This is a genomic window from Actinoplanes sp. NPDC026670 (assembly GCF_040638175.1).
In the GTDB taxonomy this organism is placed as follows: domain Bacteria; phylum Actinomycetota; class Actinomycetes; order Mycobacteriales; family Micromonosporaceae; genus Actinoplanes.
Genome location: NZ_JBEZXU010000204.1, coordinates 1 through 1,176 on the forward strand (window position 1 = coordinate 1; position 1,176 = coordinate 1,176).

A 1,176-nucleotide genomic window follows, 5' to 3' on the forward strand; every position below is an offset into this window, starting at 1 on the left:
TGCCGTCTCCGGGCACCCACTTGTCCACGTTGGCCTCGTAGATCTCCCGCATGATCATGGGCACGTCGTAGATCTGCTTCCTCTCGGGGTAGTCGGCCTGGAATGCCTCGTTCGAGCCGATCCACCACTTGTGGTCGCCGATCCGGTTGGCCTCGACGTACTCGGTGATCATCTCGTGGCCCGTGATCTGCTCGGCCAGCGCGAACGCCTCGCGGTTGGAGGTGTTCGAGTGCCGGCCCCCGCCGAGGTTGTAGACCGCCGCCGAGCGCGGGTTGCGGAAGAACGCCTCGAAGGCGGAGACCACGTCCGAGCTGTGGATGGCGTCGCGGACCTGCTTGCCCTGGTAGCCGAAGATCTTGTAGGTCCGGCGCTCCATGTTGGCGCGCATCACGTAACCGAGGAAGCCGTGCAGCTCCGTCGCGGAGTGCGCCGGGCCCGTCAGCGTCCCGCCCCGGAAGCAGGCCGTGCGCATGTCGAAGTAGCGGCCGTACTCCTGCACCATGACGTCGGCCGCCACCTTGGAGGCGCCGAAGATCGAGTGCAGGCAGGCGTCGATGGACATGTCCTCACGGATGCCCTGCTCGTACGGGTGCCCCGGCTCGATCTCCCAGCGGGTCTCCAGCTCGACCAGGGGCAGGCTGTTCGGCCGGTCGCCGTAGACCTTGTTGGTGGAGCAGTGGATGACCGGCGCCTCGGGGCAGTGTTCGCGCACGTTCTGCAGGACGTTGAGCGTGCCGGTGGCGTTCACGTCGAAGTCGGTGAACGGGTCGCGCACCGCCCAGTCGTGCGACGGCTGTGCGGCGGTGTGGATCACCACGGCGATGTCGGTGGCGTACCGCCTGAACAGGTTGGCCAGCGCGGCCCGGTCGCGGATGTCGATGCTGTGGTGCGAGTACGCGGACCCCAGCTCGTCGGTCAGCCGCCGGACGTTCCAGGCGGTGGAGGCCTCCTCGCCGAAGAACTCCTGCCGCATGTCGTTGTCGATGCCGACGACCTCGAGACCGAGGCCGGCGAAGTGCCGGACCGCCTCGGAGCCGATCAGACCGCCCGACCCGGTCACGAACGCGACACTCACACGCCACTCCTGGTCCATCGGAGGCAGAAACCATCGGAGCATAGCGTGACGTACGGCACGCCCCGATACGGCGCGAGGGCCCCGCAGTCGCTGCGGAGCCC

At 67.9% G+C, this 1,176-nt stretch carries 1 protein-coding gene; it reads right to left on the reverse strand.

Translation table 11 applies throughout. The annotated features are described in order from the left end of the window. A partial coding sequence (locus AB0E94_RS53100; RefSeq protein WP_360344631.1) for an NAD-dependent epimerase/dehydratase family protein occupies positions 1–1,117 on the reverse strand: 1,117 nt, incomplete at its 3' end. Positions 1,118–1,176 lie beyond the last annotated feature (59 nt).